We start from the raw sequence: 25404 nt of genomic DNA on the forward strand, positions 1-25404 counted from the left end.
TGTCGTTTCGATCGCTCGACCTCAACCTGCTGAAAGTGTTCGAAGCCCTGATGACCGAGGGCAGCGTCACGCGCGCCGCAAACGCGCTGACGATGACCCAGCCTGCGGTCAGCAACGCGTTGGCGCGGCTGCGCGAGGCGCTCGGCGATCCCCTGTTCGTCAGGTCCGGCACCGGAATCCGTCCGACCCAACGCGCCGTGGTGCTGTGGGAGCCGATCGGCGAGGCGCTCGAGCGCGTTCGCGGCGCGCTCGACGAGCAGGTGTTCGATCCGAGCCGTGCGCAGACCGAATTCAGCCTCTCGATGTCGGACTACGTCGCCTCGCTGGTGATGCCAGACCTGCTCGGCCATTTCGGCAAGGTCGCACCCAAGGCGCGCGTCCACACCGTCCCCAATACCATCCTGGAGATCGCCGATCAGCTCGAAGACAATCGCGTCGATTGCGTGCTCAGCGTCTACGTCAACGAGGCGCAGCAGCCGGCCGCCATCCGCTCGCGCTCGCTGTGGACGGTCGATTACGCCTGCTTCATGCGGCGCGGACATCCGCTCGCCGCACAGAAGCGGCTGAGCACACGCAGCTTCCTCAACGCCAGACATGTCGACGTGAGTCTTGCCGGCAAGACCTTGCCGTCCTACGACCTCTTCCTTGCCTCGCGCGGACTGTCGCGTAACCTGGTCGCGACGGTCAATCACTACAGCGCCGCCTACGAGGTCGTGCGCCAGTCCGACCTGATCGCGGTGCTGCCGAGCGATCTGCGCTCGCAATCAAGGCACGCGCCGTTCCTGCACGCCATGCCGCTTCCGCTTCGCGCGCCGGCGCGCATCGTCAGCCTGTTCTGGCACCAGCGCAACGACACCGTGCCGGCGCAGCGCTGGCTGCGCGAGACCCTGGTCGGGATGTTCGCCAAAACCGACTGACGACGCGGGCCGAAACCCGACACGATCCAAAAAGGAAACGGTGGGTTTCTCGAACCAGCATTGTTGCACCGGTCGCCGCGGCCTAGCTCCACCGCAACGATCCCCTCCCCACAGTGACCGGCGCAAGCTGCGCCCGCAGAGACTGATCAATGACCGCCCCCCTTCAATTCGGACTGGACACCTTTGGCGACGTCACCAAGGACGCCTCGGGCGCGATGCTCCCGCATGCGCAGGTGATCCGCAACGTCGTCGACGAAGCCGTGCTGGCTGACGAGCTCGGCCTCGATTTCATCGGCCTCGGCGAGCATCACCGCGCCGACTTCGCGATCTCCTCGCCGGAGACCGTGCTGGCGGCGATCGCCTCGCGCACCAAGCGCATTCACCTCGGCTCGGCCGTGACGGTGTTGTCGTCGGACGATCCGATCCGCGTGTTCCAGCGCTTTGCGACGCTCGATGCGCTCTCGAACGGACGCGCCGAGGTGATCCTCGGCCGCGGCTCGTTCACCGAATCCTTTCCGCTGTTCGGCTTCGACCTGCGCAAATATGAAGAGCTGTTCGAGGAGAAGCTCGATCTGTTCGCGGCGCTGCTGTCGCAGAAGCCGGTGACCTGGGACGGCAAGCTGCGTCCACCGCTGCGGGACCAGTTGGTCTATCCCCCGGTCGAGAACGGCACGCTGAAAACCTGGATCGGTGTCGGCGGCAGCCCGCAGTCGGTCGTGCGCGCCGCGCATTACGACCTGCCGTTGATGCTCGCGATCATCGGCGGCGATCCCGCGCGGTTTGCGCCCTTCGTCGATCTCCATCACCGCGCCGCCAAGGAGTTCGGCCGCACCGCCCAGCCGATCGGCGTGCATTCGCCCGGCTATGTCGCGGAGACGGACGAGCAGGCGCGCGCAGAGCTATGGCCCGACTACAAGGCGATGCGCGACCGCATCGGCAAGGAGCGCGGCTGGCCGCCGATGGGCCGCGACGAATTCGTCAGCGAAGCCGAGCACGGCTCGCTCTATGTCGGCTCGCCGGAGACGGTCGCGCGCAAGATCGCGAAGACCGCAAAGGCGCTCGGCATTTCGCGCTTTCAGCTGAAGTATTCGGCAGGGCCGTTGCCGCACGAGAAGCTGATGAAGAGCATCGAGCTCTATGGGCGGAAGGTGGTGCCGATGGTGCGGGAGATGATGGGGTAAGAAACTCGCGTCAGTCCGTCTGCGCCCTTCGGGCTTCGCCGGACACCACGCCTCGCCCTTCAGGCATCGCGTGGCTGCGCCACGCGTAGCCCGAAGGGCGAAGCGTGGTGGGGGAGGCAGGACTCGAACCTGCGAAGCCATGAGGCGGCTGATTTACAGTCAGCTCCCTTTGCCACTCGGGACACTCCCCCGCTCGACGGCAGCACAATCGGGCCGGACCTTGCCGGCGGACCGAAGACGGCCATGGAACGTGAGGCCGCGACAGCCCGGATGGGGGCGCGACCGGGCGCGGTTATGGGCGAAGCGGTGGGGTAAAGTCAACCGAGGCGTTCGGGGAAAATGGTCCATAATGGCCTCAGGAGATGGCCAAATTGCCATATTCCGGAACCCGTGACACAAGCGCAGCCATGAACGATCGAAAATTCGCACCCAAGGGCCGTCGCCGGGACGGTAAGCCCTTCAAGAAGGCCGAGAAATCGGCCGGTCGCCCGGCCCGGCGCGACCGCGATTCGGCAACCGACGGGCCGGTCATCCTCTATGGCTGGCACTCCGTTTCCATGGCGCTGGCCAACCCCCAGCGGCGGATTCGCAAACTGACGTTGACCGAGAACGCGGCCAAGCGATTGGCGGACGAAAACATCGCGACCCGAGTCACGCCCGAGATCGCCCGGCCTCAGGAGATCGACCGCCTGCTGTCACCCGATGCCGTGCACCAGGGCCTACTCGCCGAAGCCGATCCCCTGCCCTCGCCCGATATCGAGACCTTGAAGCAGGAAGGCATGGTGCTGGTCCTCGACCAGATCACCGACCCCCACAATGTCGGCGCCATCCTGCGCTCGGCCGCAGCGTTCGCGGTCAAGGCGATCGTCACCACCGCACGCCACAGTCCGGAAGCGACCGGCGTGCTGGCGAAGGCCGCCTCCGGCGCGCTCGAGCTGGTGCCGATCATCACCGTGCAGAACCTCGCCCGCGCGCTCACCGCGCTGAACGAACGCGGCTTCCAGACCGTCGGGCTCGACAGCGAAGGCAGCGAGGACCTCTCGGACGTCGCGCTGCGCGAGCCGCTCGCGCTCGTGCTAGGGGCCGAAGGAAAGGGTCTGCGGCAATTGACGCGCGAGACCTGCAGCGTGGTGGCGCGGCTCGACATGCCCGGCGAGATCAAGAGTCTCAACGTGTCGAATGCCGCCGTGCTTTCGCTCTATGTCGGCGCAAGCCGGCTGGGGCTGATGAAGCGCTAGAAAAGCAAAACGCCCGTCCGCATCGCGCGAACGGGCGTCTCGTCACTCGACCGATCAGAGATCAGTAATAGCGGCGCAGCACGCGGTGACCGCCGTAGTACGGCATCGGCGCGTGGCGGTGGGCGTAGCCGTAGCGCGGACCGTGGCCGTAGTGCACGCGCGGCAGATAGCCGTAGCGCGGACCATAGCCGTAGCGATACGGACGGTAGTGCGGACGGTGATAGGGCGCCACGGCGGCGCGATAGCCGTAACCGTAATTGGCGGGCGCGACGACCGCGTCTTCACGATAGGTCGGATACGGCGCGAAGGCGCCCGGGCCGGTGTAGGTCGGGCCCTGGTTGACGTGGTAATATTGCGTGGTCGGCTCGGCGAGACGTTCATAGGCGCCGTAGCCATAGCCGCCGCAGCCGGTGTCGCAGCCGGAATAGACCGGCGCGACCGGCTGGCACGGGTTAAAGCCGCACGCCGCGGCGGGTGCCGTGGCGACGAACATCACGGCGGCTGCCGCGACCAGTCCCGAAATCATCTGACGCATTACTCTCTCCTGTTGATTTCCGTTTTTGTTGGATCTTGACGTTTCTTAACCCGGCGGCCTGCCGGGGACTTGGACGTGCGGCCGCGGTCGCGGTGGCCGCGGACGATCGTTGATCTCGGGCGCGTAGATCACCGGCGGCGGATCGACGGGCGGATCCATCTGCGCCGGAAGCGGCGCCGATTGCGCACCCCAGCTCTGGTGATAGCTCTCGGCGGGCTTGGGCAATTTGCGGTTCGCGGGCGGCTCGACCTCGAGCCGGCCGTAGCCGGGCCGCAAGCCCAGCGTCGGATAATAATGGCCGACGTCCTCGGGCTGCCGCTCGGCGACATAGCGCCCGCCATAGATCGTGGGCTGCACCTGCTGGTTCTTGCCGAGGCCCCAGACACCCTCGACGACGGCGTAGGACGCATCGATGTTGTTGATGATGATCGGCACGCCGGGACGGCCAGGCACGACGACATCGAAGCCGCCGGCAAAAGCCGTCGCAGGCAGTCCGATCAGAAGGGCGGCGAGCGCCACAGCGCGCATGAGGAAACCCCGGTTATCCGGCTGCAACCTACCCGATCACCACGCAGAGAGGGTTAAGGCCTGCTCACCAACTTCCGGTAAGCCTAATGCGTAAGGATCGCGCGCCGCTCAAATGCTGCAAAGCGGGCTAGCGAAGCGTTAACGGCGCATGGCGTCGCCGCCGCGGAACCGTGCCGTGTGCTCACATCCGTTTGACCTTCGTGTAACGAAAATCCACCGGTTTCATCGGAACGTCCGGCGCCGCAAGCGTTTAGCTCTCGTCAACAAAATGGGAGCCAACAACCATGAACATCAAGCTACTCGGAGCGACGGCGATTGCGGCGACCATGCTGGCAGGCTCTGCCATGGCGCAGGCGGTCGTCAACGAACCCGGCCGCTGCGCGGCGCAATTCCCCAATGCCAACTGCAAGAACCTCGGCCCCGGCAATCCCTACACCGATCGTGGATCCCGCCATCACCGCATGTCCTACCGTCAGACCAACACCTATCGTCAGGCCAATGGCGATTGGAATAACGATTGGAACAGGAGCCGCACCGGCTTCTGGCCGACCGACGTCGCGGCCGGCGTAGCCGGCGCCGCGATCGGCACCGCCGGCGCGATTGCCTCGGCGCCGTTCCGCGCCTGGGACAATTCCTATGCCTACGACAATTCGTGGGACAACCGCGGTTGGGACAATCGCGGCTGGGACACCCGCACCTACGCCCAGCGTAACGGCTTCGTCTGTACGCCCGGCACCTGGTTCAAGGGACAAGACGGCCGCCAGCACATCTGCCAGTAAGGCGATTCAGCTCTAGCGCGAAACGTCAGGCGGCCGTCAAGGCCGCCTGATTCATGTCCGCCAGGACGCGCCTTCGGGTTCTGGCACTTTCCGATCAAGTCTGGTATTGCGGCGCGCACGGGCAGACAGCCCCGGCTCAGCCGGGCCTGCCCGCGTCTTTCAGGCGTCGCCGGCTTAGCTCAGCGGTAGAGCAGCGGTTTTGTAAACCGAAGGTCGGGGGTTCAATCCCCTCAGCCGGCACCATACATTATGCACCGGTTGCTCCTCAGTGAATGCCACGATGCTTTCGGCTTAAGTTTCAAAGCCTTATCGTAGCAATTTCCACCGCATTCAGCCCTAAGCAAGCAGTTCAATTAGACGAATCTACGGTAACTGAGGTAAGAATTGCGGTAACAAGTTTCACCCGCCCCAAAGTTACCTCACCCACGTTCGACTATGGCCCGAAACCTGCTCAACGATGCCGACGTGCGCGCGGCCACATGTCCAGACGGCAAGGCCCTGGGGAAGCTCAGTGACGGTGAAGGTCTTGAGCTATGGGTCACACCGGTCAAGGTTCGTCCGGGCAGGCCGAAGATAGGCACACGAGCTGTCACCTACGCAAAGCGATGGCGGTTCACGTACACTCGACCGGCAGGACCGAAGCGCGGGAAGCGCAACACGGTGTCGCTCGGTACCTTCCCGCCCGTGGGACTCGCCGCGGCCCGGAAGCTGGCGAACGGCATGCGCGAACGGATCGCCGCCGGCAAAGACCCCTCTACAGAGCGGCAGGCGGCCAAGCGCGCCGACGCCAACTCGCATCTGACGATATTCGACCGGGTTGCCGATGCGTGGCTAAGCACCGTGAAGGACCCGCCCAAGAATGCCAAGCGCCGGAAGGACGTGACAGTCGATAAGCTGGTCTGGCTGGTGTCGCTTGTCCGGCCGGTGCTCGGTACCATGCAAATCAACGCCATCACGACGCCAGACGTCGGGAACGCACTAGCCCCTATCGTCGCAAGCGGTCGGCTCGACACCGCCCGGCGTTGCCGTGCCAACGTGTCGCGCATCTTCAACTTCGCTCGCAAGAAGGGCCTCTGCACGTCAGATCCAGCCGAACCATTCGCGCGAGACGCCGAGGAGCTACCGGCGCCAAAGGTCGAGCACCATGCGGCCATTACCGACAAGCGGGAGGGTGACCGAGACGGCGACGCAGCCAGGCGCTTCGGCAACCTGCTTCGCGCGTGCTGGGGCTACGAGGGCTCGCCCATCGTCCGCAACGCCTTAAAGCTGATTGCGCTGGTCGCGTGCCGGCCGGGCGAATTGCGGGCGCTGCGCTGGTCGTGGGTCCATCTCGACGGCGACTGCCCACGTATCGATTTTCCGGCCGGCGTGATGAAGATGGGCGAGGATTTCGAAGTACCGCTATCAGCGCAGGCGGTGGCAGTCCTAACCGAAATGCAGACGATTACGGGCGCACACGAGCTTATTTTCCCCGCCGTCGCGCCGCAGCGGGCTCGCAAAGACGGTCAACCGGTCAAGCGTCCTGCCGTGCGGCCGATATCGGAAACGACGATGAACGCCGCACTCCGTCGCATGGGTTTCGAGCACGACGACCACGTGGCGCACGGCTTCCGAACCTGTTTCTCGACGCTGGCGAATGAGAGCAAGCGGTTCGATGCCGACACCATCGAGGCGGCATTAGCGCATGAAATCCCCGGCGTCCGCGGCGACTACCTGCGCTCTGCTTTCACGCCCGAACGCCGCGCGCTGGCGCAATGGTGGGGCAAGAACTGCGATGACCTGCGGGAAGAGCACTTGACCGGCGGGAATGTCATTTCCTTGACTCGAGCTTACCGCGACAACGCGGAGACTGCATCATGAGCAACAGCACGCAGTCCCAAGACGAAAGGGACAGAGAACTCATAGCGCGCGTTCAAGCCGTGATGGAAGCGGCCGAGCGTTTTGAGCGCGAACGTGCAATCAAAGTTCTTGCCCGTCAGTTCGGGTGGGGTGCGGACACTACTTCGAAGGTTGTGGGGCTGGCTGGCGTTGCTCATCATCGCGGGGAGGAGTTGCGCGGCAAGCGAGGAAGGCGACCGAAGGTCGAGTTGGAAGTGGCCGGCGGCGCTGCGGGTGCGGACATCATCAAGTCTTACTACTGGATTGGCCTGCGTGGCTTCAAAAAGAACGGAAGGCCGTGGTTAACGATCGAGCAGGCCATCGAGGAACTCCAGATTCGAAAGAGGCGCCGGCTCAAGAGCAACGGCTACGGCGACGATGGAGCCCGAAGTGACAATAGCGCCCGTGGTCGTGCTCGGGAGCACCTGCGCGGGTGGCTCGAGGCCACGCTTCCGTGGTTGCCGGCGAGACACCTGAGCCGAAGTACGCTTGACCGGGATGGAGAAGTGGACGCCCACCAATCAAGTGCTACCTCTCAACCTGACGCAGGCAGTTGAAATTAACCACGCCTCGAACGCGGCATAGCCTAGGCTTGCCAGTATCGCTCGTCTTTGTCGCGAACCACTTTGCCCCCATCATCTCAGCAGCGGCGTTCTTGGTGTTGGTTACGCCGGCGCTGCGTGAAAAAGAAGAATGGAGAGAGTCGTCGCCCTTTTGCAGTTGGCGCTCACCTGCAAATATCGACATGCTCTAGGTCCGCGCCCCCTTTGTGGTCCGGTGGCGCGAACACCACAACTCCACGGTTCCAGAATGCAAACCCCTTTGCGACAGCGGGACCGTCTCCATCGGAGACCGTGAACTCGGTTACCTCAGGATCTTTCTGTTGGCGGAAAACGTAAATGCGCATCCCCGGCGCCCCCTCAGCCGTTTCCACGACATTATACGCGAGGCGGCGGATACCCGTGTGTACGCCATCTGTGACGCAATCGACGTTACCAAACCTTAGGAAGTCTGACACACCGCTGGGATGGTGTGCTTGGGTCACCGGTTTGGCTCGCTCAGCATCCATCCCCGTGCAACGGCCTTCGGAGCTGGCCATGAATACGACGAAGCGATTCACCGCCATAATATTCACAAGGCCGTCGGTGGATGCGTACCCTGCGAATGCAGTTGGCGTGCCGTCGGAAGCAGGAACTCCCCCTGCTCGTATCTGCAACGTGTTTCCAGTATCGATGTGAGCCACCGTAATACGAGCCGGCGCCGCGCCACCGCGGAAGTACATGTTGCCGTCGTGCACTCCCTCGATCGGGCCATTCGAGAACGTGCAGTCAAGACCGCCTGCGCTCGCCGCTGAAACTGTCCAAAGAAGCGGAAAAGCCGCTAATATCGCTTTCATCCTAAAATGCCCTTAAAAATAGTACTTCGATCGGCGCACCACCAACGAGCGCTTGCGATACATTCCCTGAAAACGAATGGCCGCCCGACAGGCAGCGTCTTAACACCCTTAAGAGGGTGATTTATACCCTTATAGTGGCGAAATTGCCAGCCGCGTCGATGGTGGTCTTCATGATCACCCCTCGACAGATTCGGGCCGCTCGGGCGCTTCTCGGCTGGAGTCAGCAGCAGCTAGCAGATAAGGCTATCGTCTCGCTCAATGCACTTGCCCGTTTGGAGAAGGGCGTCGTGGATTCCCGCTTAAGCACGGTGCAGGCAATACAGAAGGCTCTGACTAAGGCTGGGGTGGACTTTTTGCCTGCTGATCAAAAGGGAGAGGGTGTGAGGCTTAGAAGACCAAGAGGTAAGACCGAATAGCCCGTTGCAACCCCGGCTACGCGCGCTTCAGATCTAAGTCGGCACTTTCAATAAGCGGAAAAGCTGGTGGCGCTTCGCAATTTTACGACGCTTGGAGAGAACCCGTTAGCAAGGCCCAAGGGCACAACGGCAGAGAAAGGATCTCCTCCTTGTTTAAGCTTTCAGCAGCAATCATCCGGTCTCGCTGTAGGCAAGTTGCCCGCACTCCGGATCAATACGATTTTGGAGGTAGACTACAAACATGCGAGCAGCACTCGGCCCTTTGCAACCTATTCTCTCGCCTTTCTCCCAATGACGAAAAGGACCTGCTCGTGGGGGCGCTGGCGGTGTACGGTTGGATGCCTAGAATGTTTAGAGATCTTGCCGCACGAGACATGCTTAAGAAGCTGTTGGCTGATCTGTCATTAGTTAAATTGGATGGAGTTGCTGCCACCTTGACGAAACACGTCGAAACGGGCGCACTCCGGGCCGTCAACAACAGTACGGTTGGCACCTCCAAGCTGCTACACTTCTTCTTCCCGGAAAAAGTCCCAATCTGGGATTCTGTTTTGGGCAAATCGTTCGGTCTCGTTCACGACTATGAATGGTCGCGAGAAGATCGCTTCATTAAGTATGTGCAGGAGGTACATGCGGCAGTGCAGCTCGAACGAATGCCTTGGGCAGCTATGAACTTCGCAGATTGTCCTGGTTTTGAAGCCAGCAAGGTTCGCAAGATTGAATTTACGCTGTACGCATTCGCTCGAAGAAACCGTCATGCTCTCGCAGCACGAGCTTGAGGAGCTATACCGTTCTCGAGGATACATCGCCCTTCGGGATTCCTCCCTTATTTAAGGCCCCCCTTTCGAATCTCGATGTGGAACGCTTCACGATCTAAGGGGGGCACCAGGATTCGAACAATCGATTGGTTCTTTTTCTGAAGCTCTTTTAACGTAAGCGCAAACCGCGATCGATCCTTGATGCTCGACACCCCAATGTCGAACACAAAATTTGCGCTAGATACGTGCATCAGTTCAGTTCGCCGTTCTCCTTGTGCTTCGAGGGCTGCAATTTGGGTCAGGGCTTCCGTTTTCATCAATGGAAGAACCTTCTTCTCCGGATCACCTTTGTGCTCTGCATAGATATCAATAATCTTGTCACCCGCCGGACCGTAGAGCGCGTAGGCTGCTTCTATGCCATTTTTCTTAGCATACTCATAGATGACCTCGGCTTGCTTGCCGGGGGTCCTGCTTACACTGGTGATTAAAGCAATTGGCTCTCCAGTGGCGGTCAATGCTTCCATGACAATAGACTTAGCCTCGTCTGTTACCTGAATTCCAAGTAGCTTGGGTATGGCTTTAGCAGGTGGAGCGACTGGTGCGGAGATGCTCTTGCCGAAGAGGCGCGAAAGCGCCGAGAAAATATCATTCATCTCGGTTTGAAGCGATTTTTGAGCGGTCCAGCCTGAACTCTCAATGTCGGTTAGAACCTTCCTCGTGAAGTCCGCAAACGCCTTCGTCTCTGCCACGGTTTTATTGTACTGACTTTCGAGAGCGGCTCTCGCCTCTGCTTGTTGCTTCTCCTTGAGCTGATTTTGCAGCTTGGAGAATTCAGCAGCGAGCGACGGCTCCATGCCTGCTTGGATCTCGCCAGGTTTTGGAAGGTCGCCAAATTCATAATTTATGTCCGGCTTCACCCCCTCGTTTTTTCCATCGGACGGAGCACATCCCAGCAAATTTGCACCGCAGGTCTGAGGAGGAGTAGATGACGGCAGGTCAGCCTTTGGGGATTTAGCAGCCTCTGGCGGCGGGATATCGCAAACCGGTGGCCCAACTTCCTGCACTCTAATGCAAGTTTTGGTCTTGCCGTACATTACGCTAATCACTCCGGCGTAAGATTGACTCACGACGATCGCGCTTAGCGACATACCTATTAGGGCGCTTGCAAGTATCCGCACTGAGTGAGCCCCAGGTCCGAATTTGATACGAAAACCCTTTGCAGAGTGCTCTCGATACGAACGCCTTGTGCACTTTTGCGATTCTTGAGAGCGGCAGGCCTCCACATCGCAAGTTTCCCCACGAAGTCTGCATAGGCGCTTCGCGCTTCGTCGCAAGTCTTGGAGTTCTTTACCGAAGAGAGAGACGCTCTCAATGACGCTGCCGCCGTCGATTTGACGGGTATTTCCGATAGGGGACTGGTTCGAATTCCTTCAAATATCGTCTTCGACTTCAATCGCTCTATCCGCCAACTTAGGTTGGCCATGATTTGGTCAAGCGCGACCATAGTAGAGGAAAGAGGAGGAACCATCCCGAGTAGGACCGCGTGCTCCTGCGAGCAAATACTCTGGGATTCTCCAAATAGCTCCTCATCAGTAAGTACTCTTATGCACTTGCCGCCGAAATACATGCAGGTTGAAGCCGCCAGTGAGAACTGATCGAAAACTTTCCTGTCCGAGCAGATCTTTTTCTGATCAAAATTAGATAGGGACTGCTTAAATTCGTCCATTCGCTTAGCGAGTTCAACGATTTCTGGCTTCAATGATTCTGCACGTTCGTCCGAGAACTCGGAGGTCTTTTGTGTCAGCGCCGGAGCAGCTTCCAACGTGCTGTACGCCGTCTTGAGGTTGATCAACCGGCCGACGATTGCAGCGTACTCCGTTTGAAGCGCTTTGATCCAGATCGGTTTCGCCGTAAGACGAAATTCTGCCCGCGTATGTTCTTCGAGCGCTGGATTAGGGCGAGGAGCCCAATGGATGTCTTGGGCCACAGAAGGTTGAACGACGAACGTAAAGACCGTCACCAGGGCGAGGCCGAGCCAAGAGCCCCTCACCCGATCGTTAGCTAGAGTGCGATGCTGCAATCGCCTCTCCATCGGCCCTCAACTTGATTCGCAATTTATTGAATCATGCCTAAATCCGATATGGACGCAACATTTGCAAATTCGATGACCACGCCCATGCCGCTCACTATATCTCAACGAATGGCGCGCATCCGCAAGACTGATACCAAGCCGGAATTGCTGGTGCGCAGAATGTTGTACGCACTCAAAGGCATCAACGGCGGCGCACAGACATGGGAAGCCAAGTATGGCACCCACGTCCCCACCTGCAGAAGACCTATCGACGACTTGGCTTAGAACCACCGCCAGGCGGCGATGATAAAAATTACCAAGAAGCATGCGACGTAGATGCCGGAGTTTCCTTCGGCGCTGACATCGAAGCCTAACACTTTGATATGGAATCGGGGCGGCGACTGTGGCGAACGCCGGATCGACGGTGGCTTAGTCATAACGGTCCTCTTGTTTCGGACCGTTCTCCAGTGTCTTTGAGTTACCGGCGTAGGGCGACTTAAAGTAACGAGAGAACGGTGCACCAAAGTCGGTGCGTGATCCCTTGTGGGACCCGGTTGCCGTTCGTCGTTGCTTCAAGTCGCGTCACCTGTTGAGCACAGGCTTCGTCGGTTCGCCTCCGACTGTCAGCTCCAGCCCGAAGGCTTGGTTACGAGGGTAGATTTTCCGGCCTCTTATCCGGATACTACCTGCTGACACACGACCACAGGCACGTGCGAATGATTCGAAAAATATTTGCTCGGAGCGCAAGAGTCAACAAGGGCAAAGCAAAAGGCCCCCAGGGTCGTCGTCACTGGAGGCCTTGCAAAACCAGGTGGGGTACATCCGCCCTAGACTGGGTTTGAATAACCAAAATGCGGGTAAGCCGTTCCTAATGCCTCTTCACGTGCGGGTCTCGAACGAAGCAGCTGACATCCGGCTCTTCAATTCCGGCGTCGATGTCAGGTGACCTATTGCAGGCGCACAGCTCACCGGCACCACACTGGCAGCCGAATTCCTGACTCCACGCCCGGTCAGGATGGTTCTCACAAACGAAGCCGATGCCTTGGCAGATTGGGCAATCGGGATTGGTCATGGCATGAAAAAAAGCCTGGGCCTCGCTCCAAAGATCGCAAGCATACCGCGCGCCTCGGTTACGCTGCTAACTGTTTGCGAACGGCGGCGGCCGAATTGCCTACCTTATCGACCGCTTTCTGCAACTCCTCCTTCGAGACACCAAGCTCCTTGGTCCAGTACTTGACCTCGAAATCTTCATGCATGTTGATCTTGCTACGGTCGCGCTGGTCCCGTTTGGTGAGATTGTCGCTCATCTTCCTCCTCCATTGCTCTTACAAACCGCTCATCGTCAAAGACGCTCAGCAGGTCGTTTATTGTCTTGTCGCAGTCCCGTGTGCCGGGCTCGACATGGCGAGCCAGGATGGCCTGGGCTTCTCGAACGGCCTGGTTTACGCGATCCGGCATGCCGGTACCCCACTCACCGGGAGAGGAAACGCGTTTAGGAACGACGTGTTCCTTTGCTCAGCCCCTTGAACGAGCTGGCACGCAGCAGCCCTTCGGACGTGATGTCCCGGTATTCAATGTCGGCATAGAACTTCGGCTCGACCCATGTGGCTTTCGGCTTCCTGATGGGCTTTGTGAGCTTCTGCTTAGGGCTGACGACAGTATCCAGAGCCTTGCGGATCTCCGCCGATTTAGTCCGGCTCCAGCCCGTCCCGACCTTCCCCATGTAACGAAGCTCCTTGCCCTCCTGTTTGCCGAGGTACAGGGCGGCGACGCCACCGGGGTCCTTGATAAACCCGATGACCGGGAATTTCTCGCGCTGGACCGCCTTCACCTTGAGCCAAGCTTCCACCCGCTCCGACCGATAAATTGCGTCCACCCGCTTGGAGACGATGCCCTCATAGTTCAGGCGACTTGCCGCCTCGAACAGCGCCTGCCCGTCCCCTTCGTGGTGCTCGCTGTAGAGGATGGGTGGTTCGAGCATGTCGATCAGCTCTTTCAGCAGCTCCTTGCGCTTAAGCTGTGGCGTGCTTCTTAGGTCCTGACCGTTGTGGAAGAGGATGTCGAATGAATAGAACAGCATCCGGTCCTGACGACCTTTCGCTAGGTCAGCCTGCAGCTCGGAGAAGTTGGGACGGTTCTCATGAATGACGACAACCTCACCATCGAAGATGGTTTGGCTCTTCAGCTTGAAGGAGTCGGCGATGTGCTTGAACCGATTTGTCCAGTCATGGCCGTTGCGGGTGAAGATTTTGGTGGCACCCCGGTCTACGTGAACCTGTGCCCGGTAGCCGTCGTATTTGATTTCGTGAATCCATTGAGCACCTGAGGGAGCCTTGTCCTTCAGGGTCGCCAGCTGGGGTTTAATGAACCCCGGCATCCCGATACGCTTCCCCACTCTACGCAACTCACAAAAAGCCCGCCGTCAGGTTGGGCCAACGGCGGGCAGATTACCTACCTTCTTCACGACTCACGAACGCTAATGCGGCCGAGCGGTTCCTAGTTGTCGCACTTTCCGGGGTTGGCGCTGCACCACCGGCTCACGGCGGCGCTGTCCCAGCCTCTCGCCTTGTTGACCGAAACGCATTCATCATACGTACAGGTCTTCTTGGCCTGCGATTTCTTCTCTGAGCCAGGGCCGGCCGATAAAACAATTGCTGCGATCAGAATGTATTTCATGAACCCTCCAATTGCAAAAACGTGGAGATACCGCACCCTGTCAGTGCTAGGTCATCATGCGTGAACATCTGAAATTCAATACTGCGGCCGCTTCAACAACTCAGGTAGCCGGGAGATAGCCTTGGCAATCCGCCTCGCCTCCTCCCGCGAAAGGAAGTCGTTGGCGTACTGGTAGCTTCGTTGGTGCAGGTCCTCACGATGAGGGACCGCGCAGATGAAGAAGCCACTGGCGTCGAACACCTGGAAGCCGTCCCTGTCCTCCTTCATCACCCAAGGAGCCGGGAAGCGGCGGAGGTTGTCCATCAGGCCGTTCGGCGCGCTGGAGTACCTTTCAAGGGTTTGCCGGAGGCGTAGGTCAGCTTCTTGGCCTTCTCCTCCTCAGCCAGGCGGTCCCGCCCGGCACATAGACCTTCCACCTTCGCTTGCATGCGGGTCAGAAGCGCTTCTGCGGATGCGGTCGAAATACCAGCCCGCTGGAGCTGAAGGATTTCCCTACGCTGACGGCTGATCTGCGCGCGCATGTGCTCGATTTCCGAGCGGAGATATTCGAGGGTGGGCATAGGGCACCTGGGATTTCCCCCAGTAGAACGAAGCAAGAACCTAGAGTCAAGCCTTACCCCCTGACATCCATTGCCAGACCCGCTGGAACTGTGACTTTGCGTCGGTACCCTGGAGCATGTTGTCCATGCACCGGACAAACACGTAAACCGAAGCCATGAACGGCAATAGCGAGGGCATGGCCAAGAACAATGAAGTCTTGGGCTGATCGAAAGCATCGATCACAAGTCCGGTCGAGAACAACATCATCACCACCGCGACACTTGCCTCTATGGCGCCATAGGCGAAGCGATGTTCAGTCCTCATTGCGAACATGCCGAGGCCGATTGAAATGAGAGTAAGCGTTATCAACAAAATCGCGATTATGGACGCTGCAATCGTCGGCGCCCCTCCCCGATTCCAGACCACCCAAAACATAGCCGCGATGATTGTTATGAACAGGAGAGGAAACCCGATGAGGTAAGCCCAAATCATCAGCTTTCGTCTTTTCCTCACTTCCACCGTGCCACTCCACATCAACCAGCGGTAGTCTAATTTTGCCGGTTTCAAGTAGATGGTTTACATCGTCCAGGCAACTGACCGGAACACGGATGGACACGGTGCGCTCACCGTACCTGCCGGAGCCGCGGGGGCGACCAGCACCAATGCGGCTCATACGAGAAGCTTTCGAAGGTTGCGCTGGCGCTCCAGCACATTCCCACCCATCGCCAGTCTCACATCGTCGATGAAGGCTGACAGGCCGGTCAGCTTCTCCCTTCCCGTCGCCGCCCACTTCGCCGCCCTCCTGATGGCGAACAGCGGATACTCGCCCAGATCCTCACACCACCCCGCCACCTGAAGCTTCAGCTTGGCATCGCCGCCGGTGAACACGTTCATCACGGCGAACATGGAGCCGATGGCGACCTCTAGCTCGGGACCGCGCTCTCTCGCCTAGCCTTGCATTCGGCCTCTCACTTACGCTTGCGCATCTCGTCTCCGCTGTCGCGGCTTTTATTCGTACAGGCGATAGCCACTGGTGCGGTCCCGTTCACCCCGGCGATGCGCTCCGCCGCGAACGTCTTGCCCGCTCCCCTCAAAGCCCTGCACCCGAGCTGCGGCAGAGCAGTCCAGAATTCACTTCGACCGCAAGGTCATTATGTCTTGGAATGGTGCGAAACGGTTATTGTGGCGCATCCGTCCGTACTCGACTTCTTGGGCAGCAAGTCCAGCAGCGTCGAGCAATTCATTCATCCTCTCATCGAGGTACGCAACTTCGAGCGTGGGGCAATCTAAGGTCCTTACATAGCATCCAAGTTCGTATTCATAGTCGAATCCGTTAGGTGCGCCGTAATCCTTGAGCTCCTGCTGGATTTCTTTAGTTAATAGATGACACGACACCAGGGCCAGCCCGTCTGACTTAAGCACGCGCCTTACTTCTCGAAAATAGTGCTCAACAGTTTGTGGGAGCATATGAGTAAGCGTAGCCCAAATAAGAACCCGGTCTACCGAGTTGCTAGGGAACTCGATGTGTACCTCGGGGGCCGAAAGTTTTCCGTTTGGGTTATGAAGTGCGTCCAGAACGTCGTAGTGAATAAACGAGAAATTGGGGTATCGAGTTGTTATATTTGTTTGGCACCAAGTCACCGCTGGGTGGACCAAGTCGATGCCAACATACGATCCTGTGGCGAGAACGTGAGCTAGAGCCATCGCGCAGCGGCCGATCCCGCTTCCAATCTCCAGAACGGCATGATGTGGCTGAAGCCCTATCGCTTGTAGTCGCTGTACCGCCGTCCGACCCAGCCCGAAATTACCCTGAGTACAGCCGGTCTTCTTCATAAGCTCGACCGGGATGGAGAATGAGTCGAATTCAAAATGCATCCAGACACCCTCAGGAATTTTGCTTTCAAACTATAAGTAACGCGACGCATGGACATTGGGGCGGGGTCGTTCACAGCGACCGCTACCATCCCTTGCGGTTGTTTTACATCGTGCCCTACTTCACATGCCCCGTGGCGCAGATATCTGGCCGGACTTCGCTTCGGGCGGCGGTCTTTGGCGCTCAGGTAGTGCTGATCTGTATGCGCTGTCCAGCTCCGACCATAAGCACGCTTAGCAATGCCCCTCATCACGCCTTCAGCTTCCGCCGCTTACGAGGCAACCCTGTCCCGTCGCGGTTCCTGCCCCTCCGTCAAAGGGGTCGCTTACACTCCTTTGGTCGGTTTAGGCCTTCGCGTATCGCGGTCGTGTCGCTCTGCGGCCTCAGCCAAAGCCACTGAACTATACCTTGTAAACCCGCTCTCCTGCGCACGACTAAAAAGATCATTAAGAGAGCCGACGTACGGGATATGGACAGTCATTCGCACACAGAAGAATTTGTTCTTCCAGCGAAGCTTCATCGGACCTGTCATTTTGATCTTAGCCATCTCCTCTCTTAGTTCGTCTTCCGAAATCGGCTCATCTTCTGCTTCGCTCCTCATTGTAAGCGAAACCTTCCGTATCGCACTTCCCACGTCGTTGGCGTAACGAGCGGATTCAATCATGGTGCAGGCTGTCATAACCATCAGGCCCCCCACGCAAAACAACAGCGCTTGAAACCCCGTTACGCGCAACTCATCGCGGGGTGTTAGAACGACGAGAACGAATAGGACGACGATGAACGCCTTCGTGAACCTGAATAGTCGAAGCCACCAAGAACTATAGCTGGCGATCTCTCTAAGCACATTGCCGACCTTTTCTTGCAGGAAGGCTTGAAATTCGAAGAAGCTAAAGTTTTTGTGGTAAAATCTCCATGCGCCCGCGATTGAGGATTGATACTTTAAGGTCGAGTAAGTCGCATCATAGTTCATACCGATCGGTATGAGCCGCCCGAGAAATAAAATTACCCGATACAGAATGTCCAATAAACTCAGCGCAACAACTAGCGCTGCGCCAAAGAGCGCATTCTTTACGTTCTTGTCGTCGAAATGAGCGCTGGCTTTCGCTATCGGTGAGCTGAGATCTAAGGCAAGGACGCCGCTGCTGGCAACCGCGCTTTCAATGAGGTGGAAATAGTAATCGCCAGAAACAAGACGAACAAATAGGGCGAGAAGAATTGCCAACACGATTCGCCCGGCGAAGAAATTCACGAAAGCCAGAACAGATTTCTCTATCTTGTCGACTTCAAGCATTTTTGCCCTTAGTGCGTTTGGATTTCTTGCCTATCCTTGAAAGCGCGCCTCACATTACTTTCTAGAATCCGCTGAGCCGCTCTCTTTTTGCTCGACTCCTAGCAATGACAGCATGTCTTGAATTCTCCGACTAACTCGGTGCCTCGCTGATTCACCCGTACGGGAAAATGCTCGTCTGTGTAGCCCGAGGGGCTCAACGTCCGAGGAATTGAATCGATGGTAGAGACTGCAGCAAAAGCTTTTGGTTGTTGAAAGATGCGGCAGCCGCGCCGCCACCGGACGTCGGTGCGAAGACCGTTTTCTTTTGGCCGTCGGGTGTCGTGACCACAACTTTCCTGAGAGGTGCACCGGGAGCAAAGGAAACAATGAGCTTGTGAGTGTCAATCCGCTCGGCGCCAGCCAATGGTCCCGGACCGATAAAATGAGTCAGCGTCCAAGTTGGACCACCGGACACATTTTTTGTAAGAACAAACTGCAACGTTTGACCCACTGCTTCCTTGTCAGCAAATGCAACGTTGTCTTCCTTGTCGAAGGACTGAGACGCGATGCTGAGCGTCTCTTCAATTCCCAAAACACCGGTGAGATCGTAGTCAACGAGCACCTTGTTGCACGTTTTGCCGTCGAGCTTCGCCAGTTCCAGCCTCAGAGACTCGTTGTACACTCTCTGACGCGCTCGCTTGAGAGTTCCGGATGCTCCAACTACTAGCTGCACAGCCGGATCAACATAGGCAAGCGATGGGCTAAGACCCGCGCTGTCATCGACCTGAAGGTAAAGATCGGCAACGCCAACCCAGCGGTCGCGCTTCAACTGAGGATACCTTTGTGTAGCGCGGTAGGCTTCGCATTGAATCCGATCGACAATGTTGGCAACGGTCACTGGGCTTTGGATGTCTAGCTGAGGAATAACCGCACATCCGGACAAGGTAACCGCCATTGCAGCGGCGAAAAGGCCGTCAGCAAACTTTTTCGACATGAAATTCCCCTAAGGTTCAATAGTTGCAATTCTGGCGACAATCAACCGAGAGACAATTGCAAAAATGACACACTGCAGCTGAAATGCGCCGCTCCCCGCCAGTTGCCAACGACCTCGTCTATGCGAGTTCTCCCGCGCGGGGCGTCTGCGAGGAAGTCAGGCCGAACTTCCTGAGCGGCAGCCCTCCTCCCTGCTCACTCCGTTTATGAAGGATTTTACGCCGATATCGACTCCGCTATCGGCCGTAAAACCGCCTACTCTTATGATGACAAGATCGTGTGCAGCAGATCGACGTCGGACTGGAAAATTCGGAACACCACCGGCGCAAGCGCCACGTTGTCTAGAAAATGGCGCTCCTGAATAGAACTTCACGAGTCATTGGCCCCAGATCATTTAGCTGCCAAGTCCGTGTGGCGGTAATCTGTACCCGGCGAAATTGACGAGTAATCTGGTTGGAGAGGAAGTAATGAGCGGTTCATCGTGGCTCGATCCGCCCGAGGCAGCGCGAGCCTTTCAAGTCGTGATCACCGACCTGCTCTCCGAATCTGATCGCGGAGCTACACTGATTGCGGCCGACATGGTTTCCCACCATCTCGACATGATGTTCGAGCGGCGCGCTCCTGAATTTCTGAAATCACGAGTCAAGCAGATGATTGCCTATCCAGGCGTCGCAGCCACACTTTCAGCGAAAGCAGACATTGCGGCTCTAAACGGGTGGATTGGTGAGATGCCGTATCGATCGATCGGCCACCTGCGTCGCATCCGAAATAAGGCTGCCCATTCAGACCGCACGTTTTCGCTCAAGGACGAAAAAGACCGTTTAAAGGAAATGCTCAACTTAGGTGAGAACGTTCCGGCGGCAATACATGACATGGCCCTTAAGATTTTGACCTATAATTTGTTCGAACGGCTGCGGCTCACTGGAGAAAATTTAGTTGAGCAGCTAGGAGAGAACCCATTTGGGTCGATCGAGAAGATCGCTGAGGAACTACAGAAGCGGCCTGACTGGTCATCTCCACTGGAAGAGCGGTTGCCGCGTTTAAAACTTGGCCTGGGAGTCTGTCTCACCATTTCGCTGATGGCATTGACCGAACGGTAACTAGCTTACACGCACGCACCTGCTGGGTAACAGCACCACCTTGCCGACTTCACCGTCATTTAGCAGAGGCTGCGTCATTAGGCGGCTCCTGAATCGCGGGCATACGAGGTATTGTTGGTGGCAATCCACCGGCTGAAACATGCTCCCCCGCCTAAGCGCTCGGAGTCACAAAGCCACTTCCAAAGACTAGTTGCCAACTCTCACTGGCTCGCCCTATGGTGGCGCGTTGATGGAGGGGCAGATCGAGCTTTTTAAACAAAAAGAAATGGGGAGCGCACTTTTCGGCTCAAAGCCACTATGGCGAATCAAAGGAACCCACTTGCGATTTTCACTGTCGTTCCACTCCGCCACGCTGTTCGGGCTTACTGCAATATTGGAGTCGGGACATCGGCCTATCTGACAGCGACCTGCCTCGTATGGACCGGCGGCATGGTTGCGTTTGGCGTTGGCGCGCCACTCGCTAACACAGATTTAGATGGTGAGCGGCCGATGGCAGATGGCTACGGCGACGTTCGGTTGAGTAGTTAAGTCACCAGCGAACCCTTCAAGCAAAGCCGCAAAACATCATCAGCTAGCAAGCAATTCCGCCTCAACAGAACCGCCTGATCAGAGATCGCGATGTCAGAATCCAAAAATCAGCACTTACTGGACTACCTCGGTTACTACCTCTCGCTTACTCACCCGCCACGTTACGCGGTTTTGGTTTCAGGTCCATGGGGTGTTGGAAAAACCTATCAAGTAAAACGGTTTCTCCAGCGCCATCAACCCCAACCCCAAAGGCTCCTATACGTGAGTCTCTATGGTCTATCGACGCTCGATGAAATTCGAGACGCGCTTTTTCAAGCGGCTTATCCTCTTCTCACAGGAAAACCAGCCAAGATCTTTGGAAGCCTGCTTACTGCAGGTTTGAAATACGCCAAGGTGGACACGGGCGGTATTGGCGTCGGCGACGTTATCGGCTTCAGTGCGGACGTTTACGTTTTCGATGACCTTGAACGATACGAAGGCAATAAGAGCACCGCACTCGGCTACATCAACCAATTCGTCGAGCACGAGGGCGCCAAGGTAATAATCATTGCCAATGATAAGGAGATTAAGGCTGGCGAAGATTATGAGCGCCGCAAAGAAAAGCTGATTGGGAAGGTTCTGGAAGTGCAATCATCTTTTGATGAGGCCTTCTCCGCCTTTGTCGATCTAATCGACGATAAGTTCACGCAAACTCTTTTCAATGAGAACGCGGAGGAAGTCTCCTCGCTCTATAAGCAGTCGACAAAAGACAATCTCCGCATCCTACAGCAAACCATGTGGGACTTTGAGCGGGTTTGTAAGGCGCTGACTGACGAGCACCGAGGAAATTCCGATGCTATGTTGATGCTGCTACGCTTGTTCTTCGTACTTTCGTTCGAATTCAAGTCCAATCAGATTAGTGCCGACGATCTTGAAACGGGTCGAAGACTCTCAGCTATGGTTCGAGCGCACGTCGAAAAGGATAAAGAACCTTCCCCCATGAGGCGAGTTGCCAATCGCTATCCGAATGTCGATGTCGATGACTCAATTCTCTCCAGTTCAGTCCTCGTGAACTGCTTAGTCCGAGGCATTGTCGACACCAACGAAATTCGAGCTTCCCTCGATGCGAGCAGTTTTTTTGTCAAAGTCGTGGACGAAGCTCCCTGGCGCACGGTCTGGCATTGGGCAGAACGCGCCGAGAGCGATGTCATGGCTGCCATTGACAAGCTTGGTGAACAATTCGAGCAACGCGCATTCACAATCGAAGGCGAAATACTTCACGTGTTGGGCCTTCATTTATTTCTTTCCGATATCGGAGTGATCAAGTCTTCAAAGCGGCAGATTGTCGACGGCGGCAAGCAATACATCGATGATCTATACAAGACAAAGAAACTCGAAGCGACTCAACATGATGATTATTCGCTTCGCTTTGACGGCTATGGTGGGCTGGGCATACAGAGTGCTGACACCCCGGAATATCGAGAGCTGTTCGACTATCTGAAGGACACAAGTGGAAAGGCCCTCCGCGACACGTATCCAGAAAAGGCGTCTGAACTGATGAAAATTATGAAAGCAGATGTCCAGCTATTCTATCGTCGCCTGTGTCTGACCAATAGCGACGATAACATCTATCACAGCACACCTCTGCTCGCGTTCATTGATCCGGAGGAGTTTGTCCAGGCTGTGCTAGATCTTCCCACCGGAGAACAGCATATTGTGTTTATGATGTTCAAATCTCGCTATGACCACGGCCAATTGGATGGTGATTTGTCTGGTGAGCGAGCGTGGGCAGAAACCGCGAAGGGAAAGTTTCTAGACGCCAGTAAAACAGCTGGCCCCATCACCGCTACCCGGATCAAGCTGCGTGTCGATCACTATATGAAGGCAGTTGCCGACGCTGTCGCCAAGGGTTGAAAGTCAAAACAGGTGGGCCGTGGCAACCATCGATGTCACACCCGCGCGATATGCATAGAAAGGTTCAAACTGCATGCGCCAACTGGATTGATAGTTTTCTCGTACGTTACTGCGATGCAATTTCCAAAGGCCGTGAGCCATGCTTACCGGAGTTGGCAGATCAGGCTTACGCCGCTAGCTGGGAGACCGATATTTTCGACTTTATGGAAGACAAGCGATCAGTTACGAAGGTGAGACAGGAAGGCTAATGATGGATTGCTTTCTGTCCATCAACCACCCCGGGGGGGCCGATCAAGTTGGGCTTGTCGGTCGGCCTTGACGCCTGTGGGGGGGGCGATTGCTGCTGCCCCCCTCAAGCGAGCGTACCTACCGGAGCGGTCGTAGCAAGTAGACCGCCCGCATTCACGCGAACAAGAATGTTGCCGATTTTGCGGAGCCAGTATCCTAGCCTATGCTGGCGGTGTGCATGTTTGAACACGCGCGCAGCCGTTCCCGGCTGGCACCCAGTCGCCATTAGTCACGCTCCAAGCGCGTAGGATCGGCTCTTCTCCTTCCGATCCTGCGGCGAGCTGCTGTTCTTCTGCTCCGCTTGCTAGAGCATGAATATGGAAAGAGGGCTTTCTGTGCTGCTCCGCAAGCTTTTCATCAACATGAAGATCAATGATTTGCCTTACTATAGCACCCGTCGTTAAGCGCCGAACTTTACCGGTCTCGTCTACGATACGAGCGAGCCAGCGCCCTTCATCGAAATCTGGTCCTTCAACGAAATCCAGATGATTGTAAAAAGTACCTGAGCTCAAAAAACCCCATTGGGGAGGTGGGGAGCCAGCAATCGTAAATTTGTGGGTCATTATCCCATCGATGAGGGCCATTCCAATTGCATTTGTGGGGAATACCGCCGGTACGTATTCTATTTCTCCCCGTCCCAAAGTCACTTTAACCCGGCCCTCCTGATAGAATTGAGTTGATTTTGCCACTTGAAGAATGTCATTGCCGTTTTTGAGCCCTGCGCGATGCCCCTCAAGTATCAAGTCCACTCGACCAGTTTGCCTCCTCGCTAAGCCGGAGCCGCTGCGCAGAGGGTCATTATGTTGGCTAAAAGCAGCGGTCGTGGTGGTACCTAGTATCGCGGACGTTGCTAACGTGGTCAAAAAATCTCGACGCTTCATATCGGTCTCCTTTGATGGAGTTGTGGAGAAGAGAGTCCACATGCAGTCTCAGCGGCAATTCCCGTGAAGGCGGCAATTCCCGTGAAGAATGCATCAGAGCTAGATTACACCTTATTTTCGAACGAAAAAGGTCAGACGCTCTGGCCTTAGTTTCCACAGCTCAGTTTCCCAGGATTGCATTATCGAACGGTGACTTGCGCCAATTCATCTCGACCCTCGCGCAGTTCGATCAGAACCCAAGCGCTTGATGTCCGGTGCAAGAGCAGGCGAACAGCTAAGGGATCGCCAAGGAGATCGCACTCGGCAATCGAAGTTGGACGGTGTTCGTGGCTTCAGACCGCACCGATGTACCGAAGCGAGCATGGTTGCGATCACGGAAGGCCTTCACTGATACATCAGCATTTTTCAAGTGCACACTTGATTGACGACGTGGAGTGCTGCTGATACCCGTCAGGAATGCCGATCAGAATAAAACGTGTGGCGGTCACGCTGCCGCCCAGACTTGCCGCATCGTTCCGGAGGCGGGCGAAAATATCAGGTCGGTCCATCGGCGCAGAAATCGTAGCAGCACTGCTGGAAATCGCTGAGACCCATGAAAAGCCGCCGCAGCATGGCGGGGCGCGAAAGCACGCTGGCCGCAAATCGCGGAGAGGCGATGAATGACGCAGCACAAGACGAACACTTCCAAGGACGCTCGTACTCGGCGGATTGAGGGGCTGGCGGCGGTTGAGCGACCCTCAGTACCGGCTCCTTGCGTAGGTAGCTATCGACGGGCCGGTCAGTTAACGGTCGACGACGCAGCCGCGGACGGTTTCGCAGGTGCTGCCGCCACCGGCCAACTGCCCACGACCGCATGCATCGTTTGTCCGCCTACGGCCCCTGGCTTGGAGCTTGAGGTGCCGAGCGATGTGGCGGACCGGATAAAGAAGCTGGCGCGCGACGCGCTGGGACCAACTATGGTCGGCGTCCCTACGCTGCCCTTCTTCGAGGAGCTGCCCACAGTCACGACGTTCGGACCTTCGGCGGACCGGCTGAGAGAGGGAGGGCTAGACGCAGCAACTGCGGCGGCGCTGGCTCGGTGCGGTGGAGCAGTCTTCCATGTCGCCAACGCCCTCACTGACGCCCGCGCGGTCGCCGAGTGGCACGCTGGGAAGACAGGGCGCAGCGCTGAGCGCCACAAGGCAGCCGGTCGCGTGGACGATGAAATTGTGAAGCGGCATCGGACCGGGTTCGGGGCTTGGAATGTCAAGACGGCGATGGCGGTCCGCGACGCGAGGCTGAGCGAACCGGACGATCCCAAGCCGGTGCCGGACGTGGACGCCCGCAGTGCCCGGCTGGCAGTTGCGGCGTTGGAAGGGCGACTGATCAGCCTGCTCTCGTCCGGAGGCCTGCCGGCGCGCTTCGCTGTCGGTCTGGCGGCCCTTATGGACCCGGTGGGCTGGGGCGAACTGGCAATGCTGGTCCTTACGACAGGGGCTGTGCTGCCGGGCATGAAGGCGGCTGCCAAAACCAGCCCCCGCGGTCCAGTGGACGCGCTCGCTTATGATGCCACTGCCCACATCGGGCAGGCTTGGCGACCAGTCCCCCAGCTCGGCTTCAGGCGGGCGCCTACGCCCTCACGCACCGGGTAGTTGACCGGCGGGGCGCGCCGTCGCGCCGCGCGCGCCA

General features: G+C 57.7%; 28 protein-coding genes and 2 tRNA genes. 13 read left to right on the forward strand and 17 right to left on the reverse strand.

Annotated features, from left to right (window positions below; translation table 11 throughout):
- Window positions 1-50: 50 nt before the first annotated feature.
- Together ML401_RS21555 and ML401_RS21560 are read left to right on the forward strand one after the other, a co-directional pair.
- Window positions 51-917 carry a LysR family transcriptional regulator gene (locus ML401_RS21555; RefSeq protein ID WP_376717376.1) on the forward strand — a complete coding sequence of 289 codons (867 nt, stop codon included), beginning with the start codon at window positions 51-53 and terminating at the stop codon, window positions 915-917.
- 149 nt (window positions 918-1066) lie between these two features.
- A complete protein-coding gene (locus ML401_RS21560; RefSeq protein WP_212068154.1) occupies window positions 1067-2098 on the forward strand; it encodes an LLM class flavin-dependent oxidoreductase in 1032 nt (343 codons plus the stop codon).
- A 105-nt stretch (window positions 2099-2203) separates the two neighbouring features.
- Here the strand turns inward: ML401_RS21560 and ML401_RS21565 are convergent.
- Window positions 2204-2289, reverse strand: a tRNA-Tyr gene (locus tag ML401_RS21565).
- 216 nt (window positions 2290-2505) lie between these two features.
- On the opposite strand from ML401_RS21565, the gene rlmB reads away from it, so the two are divergent.
- Entirely contained in the window at window positions 2506-3336 is an 831-nt protein-coding gene (gene rlmB, locus ML401_RS21570; RefSeq protein WP_285806827.1) for a 23S rRNA (guanosine(2251)-2'-O)-methyltransferase RlmB, read from the forward strand.
- Between the two features lie 61 nt (window positions 3337-3397).
- On the opposite strand, the gene ML401_RS21575 is transcribed toward rlmB, so the two are convergent.
- Window positions 3398-3871, reverse strand: a complete 474-nt coding sequence (locus tag ML401_RS21575; RefSeq protein ID WP_285806828.1) for a hypothetical protein — start codon at window positions 3869-3871, stop codon at window positions 3398-3400.
- 45 nt (window positions 3872-3916) lie between these two features.
- Window positions 3917-4399, reverse strand: a complete 483-nt coding sequence (locus ML401_RS21580) for a hypothetical protein (protein ID WP_285806829.1) — start codon at window positions 4397-4399, stop codon at window positions 3917-3919.
- 284 nt (window positions 4400-4683) lie between these two features.
- Here ML401_RS21580 and ML401_RS21585 point away from each other — a divergent pair, with 284 nt between their 5' ends.
- From ML401_RS21585 to ML401_RS21600, 4 genes are all read left to right on the forward strand, one after another.
- Entirely contained in the window at window positions 4684-5178 is a 495-nt protein-coding gene (locus ML401_RS21585; protein ID WP_285806830.1) for a hypothetical protein, read from the forward strand.
- A gap of 168 nt (window positions 5179-5346) precedes the next feature.
- Window positions 5347-5421: transfer RNA gene (locus tag ML401_RS21590), tRNA-Thr, on the forward strand.
- Window positions 5422-5613: 192 nt separating this feature from the next.
- Window positions 5614-7038: a site-specific integrase gene (locus ML401_RS21595; protein WP_285806831.1), complete on the forward strand. Its 1425-nt coding sequence runs from the start codon at window positions 5614-5616 to the stop codon at window positions 7036-7038.
- On the forward strand, window positions 7035-7613 hold the full coding sequence (locus tag ML401_RS21600) for a hypothetical protein (RefSeq protein WP_285806832.1): 579 nt from the start codon (window positions 7035-7037) through the stop codon (window positions 7611-7613). The genes ML401_RS21595 and ML401_RS21600 overlap by 4 nt, the downstream gene beginning before the upstream one ends.
- Window positions 7614-7783: 170 nt before the next feature.
- On the opposite strand, the gene ML401_RS21605 is transcribed toward ML401_RS21600, so the two are convergent.
- Window positions 7784-8452, reverse strand: a complete 669-nt coding sequence (locus ML401_RS21605; protein WP_285806833.1) for a hypothetical protein — start codon at window positions 8450-8452, stop codon at window positions 7784-7786.
- Window positions 8453-8622: 170 nt separating this feature from the next.
- Here ML401_RS21605 and ML401_RS21610 point away from each other — a divergent pair, with 170 nt between their 5' ends.
- Window positions 8623-8868: a helix-turn-helix domain-containing protein gene (locus tag ML401_RS21610; RefSeq protein ID WP_285812718.1), complete on the forward strand. Its 246-nt coding sequence runs from the start codon at window positions 8623-8625 to the stop codon at window positions 8866-8868.
- Window positions 8869-9215: 347 nt separating this feature from the next.
- Window positions 9216-9644: a hypothetical protein gene (locus ML401_RS21615; RefSeq protein WP_285806834.1), complete on the forward strand. Its 429-nt coding sequence runs from the start codon at window positions 9216-9218 to the stop codon at window positions 9642-9644.
- Window positions 9645-9691: 47 nt separating this feature from the next.
- Here ML401_RS21615 and ML401_RS21620 read toward each other — a convergent pair whose 3' ends face one another.
- Window positions 9692-10717 carry a hypothetical protein gene (locus ML401_RS21620; protein WP_285806835.1) on the reverse strand — a complete coding sequence of 342 codons (1026 nt, stop codon included), beginning with the start codon at window positions 10715-10717 and terminating at the stop codon, window positions 9692-9694.
- A gap of 59 nt (window positions 10718-10776) precedes the next feature.
- On the reverse strand, window positions 10777-11703 hold the full coding sequence (locus ML401_RS21625; RefSeq protein WP_285806836.1) for a hypothetical protein: 927 nt from the start codon (window positions 11701-11703) through the stop codon (window positions 10777-10779).
- Between the two features lie 84 nt (window positions 11704-11787).
- On the opposite strand from ML401_RS21625, the gene ML401_RS21630 reads away from it, so the two are divergent.
- A complete protein-coding gene (locus ML401_RS21630; protein ID WP_285806837.1) occupies window positions 11788-11979 on the forward strand; it encodes a hypothetical protein in 192 nt (63 codons plus the stop codon).
- 845 nt (window positions 11980-12824) lie between these two features.
- On the opposite strand, the gene ML401_RS21635 is transcribed toward ML401_RS21630, so the two are convergent.
- From ML401_RS21635 to ML401_RS21680, 10 genes are all read right to left on the reverse strand, one after another.
- Entirely contained in the window at window positions 12825-13001 is a 177-nt protein-coding gene (locus ML401_RS21635) for a DUF3606 domain-containing protein (RefSeq protein WP_285806838.1), read from the reverse strand.
- Window positions 13002-13186: 185 nt separating this feature from the next.
- Entirely contained in the window at window positions 13187-14071 is an 885-nt protein-coding gene (ligD, locus tag ML401_RS21640; protein WP_285806839.1) for a non-homologous end-joining DNA ligase, read from the reverse strand.
- 119 nt (window positions 14072-14190) lie between these two features.
- A complete protein-coding gene (locus ML401_RS21645; RefSeq protein ID WP_285806840.1) occupies window positions 14191-14370 on the reverse strand; it encodes a hypothetical protein in 180 nt (59 codons plus the stop codon).
- A gap of 75 nt (window positions 14371-14445) precedes the next feature.
- A complete protein-coding gene (locus ML401_RS21650) occupies window positions 14446-14673 on the reverse strand; it encodes a hypothetical protein (protein WP_285806841.1) in 228 nt (75 codons plus the stop codon).
- The gene (locus ML401_RS21655) at window positions 14673-14930 is read right to left on the reverse strand and encodes a hypothetical protein (RefSeq protein ID WP_285806842.1); all 258 of its coding nucleotides are present in this window, start codon (window positions 14928-14930) and stop codon (window positions 14673-14675) included. Before ML401_RS21655 ends, ML401_RS21650 begins: the two co-directional genes overlap by 1 nt.
- 46 nt (window positions 14931-14976) lie before the next feature.
- Window positions 14977-15429 (reverse strand): hypothetical protein, encoded by a 453-nt coding sequence (locus ML401_RS21660; protein ID WP_285806843.1) that lies wholly within the window; start codon window positions 15427-15429, stop codon window positions 14977-14979.
- 150 nt (window positions 15430-15579) lie between these two features.
- Window positions 15580-15816, reverse strand: a complete 237-nt coding sequence (locus ML401_RS21665) for a hypothetical protein (protein WP_285806844.1) — start codon at window positions 15814-15816, stop codon at window positions 15580-15582.
- A 225-nt stretch (window positions 15817-16041) separates the two neighbouring features.
- Window positions 16042-16785: a class I SAM-dependent methyltransferase gene (locus ML401_RS21670; protein WP_285806845.1), complete on the reverse strand. Its 744-nt coding sequence runs from the start codon at window positions 16783-16785 to the stop codon at window positions 16042-16044.
- 323 nt (window positions 16786-17108) lie between these two features.
- A complete protein-coding gene (locus tag ML401_RS21675; protein WP_285806846.1) occupies window positions 17109-18074 on the reverse strand; it encodes a hypothetical protein in 966 nt (321 codons plus the stop codon).
- Window positions 18075-18267: 193 nt separating this feature from the next.
- Window positions 18268-19047 carry a hypothetical protein gene (locus tag ML401_RS21680; protein WP_285806847.1) on the reverse strand — a complete coding sequence of 260 codons (780 nt, stop codon included), beginning with the start codon at window positions 19045-19047 and terminating at the stop codon, window positions 18268-18270.
- Between the two features lie 466 nt (window positions 19048-19513).
- Here ML401_RS21680 and ML401_RS21685 point away from each other — a divergent pair, with 466 nt between their 5' ends.
- A complete protein-coding gene (locus tag ML401_RS21685) occupies window positions 19514-20146 on the forward strand; it encodes a hypothetical protein (protein ID WP_285806849.1) in 633 nt (210 codons plus the stop codon).
- A 618-nt stretch (window positions 20147-20764) separates the two neighbouring features.
- A complete protein-coding gene (locus tag ML401_RS21690) occupies window positions 20765-22567 on the forward strand; it encodes a P-loop NTPase fold protein (RefSeq protein ID WP_285806850.1) in 1803 nt (600 codons plus the stop codon).
- A gap of 449 nt (window positions 22568-23016) precedes the next feature.
- Here ML401_RS21690 and ML401_RS21695 read toward each other — a convergent pair whose 3' ends face one another.
- The gene (locus ML401_RS21695) at window positions 23017-23736 is read right to left on the reverse strand and encodes a hypothetical protein (RefSeq protein ID WP_285806851.1); all 720 of its coding nucleotides are present in this window, start codon (window positions 23734-23736) and stop codon (window positions 23017-23019) included.
- Window positions 23737-24620: 884 nt separating this feature from the next.
- On the opposite strand from ML401_RS21695, the gene ML401_RS21700 reads away from it, so the two are divergent.
- On the forward strand, window positions 24621-25367 hold the full coding sequence (locus ML401_RS21700; RefSeq protein WP_285806852.1) for a hypothetical protein: 747 nt from the start codon (window positions 24621-24623) through the stop codon (window positions 25365-25367).
- Window positions 25368-25404 lie beyond the last annotated feature (37 nt).

The organism is Bradyrhizobium sp. 62B (genome assembly GCF_030272265.2).
Lineage (GTDB): Bacteria > Pseudomonadota > Alphaproteobacteria > Rhizobiales > Xanthobacteraceae > Bradyrhizobium.